General features: G+C 73.5%; 1 protein-coding gene. It reads left to right on the top strand.

The window, feature by feature from the left end:
* Positions 1-11: 11 nt before the first annotated feature.
* Positions 12-1,225, top strand: a 1,214-nt coding sequence (locus ACFFRH_RS44205) for a polyketide synthase dehydratase domain-containing protein (RefSeq protein WP_386164182.1), incomplete at its 3' end; no start/stop codon positions are given.

The following is a 1,225-nucleotide window of genomic DNA, read 5'->3' on the forward strand; positions in this document are numbered from 1 at the left end:
ATGATGGTGGGTTGCGCCGGTTGTGGACGAGCGCGGCCGAGGTGTGGGTGCGTGGTGGGGAGGTGGACTGGGAGCGGGCCATCGCCCCGGCCCGGCCCAGGGCCGTCGACCTGCCCACCTACGCCTTCCAGCACCAGCGCTACTGGCTGCTGGAGACGGGCGGCGCGGGCGACGCGGAGAGCCTCGGTCTCCGGGCGACCGGGCACCCGCTGCTCGGCGCGTCCACCGGGCTCGCGGAGAGTGGAGCGGCGGTGCTCACCGGACGTGTGTCGATCGCCACTCACCCCTGGCTCGCCGACCACGCGGTCAACGGGCAGGTGCTCCTGCCGGGAACCGGTCTCGTGGAGCTGGCCGTACGGGCGGGTGACGAGGTCGGCTGCGACCTGCTGGAGGAGCTGACGCTGCAGGCGCCGCTGTTCCTGCCCGAGCGCGGAGCCGTCCAGCTCCAGGTGGCCGTCGGCGCGCCCGACGAGGACGGACGCAGGCAGCTGGGGATCTACTCCCGACTCCACGACGCGCAGGACGAGCCCTGGACCCAGAACGCCGCGGGCATACTGGCCCACGTCGGCGTGGTCGTGCCGGAGGCCGAGGAGATCTGGCCTCCGGAGGGCGCGCAGGCCGTCGGCATGGACGGGCTGTACGAGGACTTCGCCGCCATCGGCCTGGGTTACGGTCCCGCCTTCCGCGGGCTGCGGGCCGCGTGGCGCAAGGGTGACGAGGTCTTCGCCGAGCTGGCGCTGCCCGAGGACATGACACGGGACGCCGCCAGGTTCGGGCTGCACCCGGCGCTGTTCGACGTCGCCCTGCACGCCACCGCCCTCGGTGAGTTCGTGACCGACTCCGAGCCCGGCCGGCCCTCCCTGCCGTTCGCCTGGAACGGGGTGGCGCTGCACGCCTCCGGAGCCACGAAGCTCCGTATCCGGATCTCGCTGACCGCCCAGGGCGCGGTCTCCCTCAAGCTGATGGACACCGCGGGCCTGCCGGTGGCGACGGTCGCGTCGCTGGCCGTACGCCCGGTCTCCATCGGCGGCCCGGAGGTCACCCGCACCACCGGGCTCAGGAACAAGCTGTTCCACGTCGAGTGGAGCGCGGCTCCGGCCGCTTCCGCCGGGGTGCCCGAGTGGGTGGTGGCCGGTTCGCTGGATGGTGGGGTCGCGGAGTGTGTGCTGGTCGAGGTGTCGGCCGGGGTGCACGAGGTGTTGGGGCTGGTGCAGGGGTGGCTGGC

Source organism: Streptosporangium vulgare (assembly GCF_042428775.1).
Taxonomy (GTDB): Bacteria; Actinomycetota; Actinomycetes; order Streptosporangiales; family Streptosporangiaceae; genus Streptosporangium; species Streptosporangium vulgare.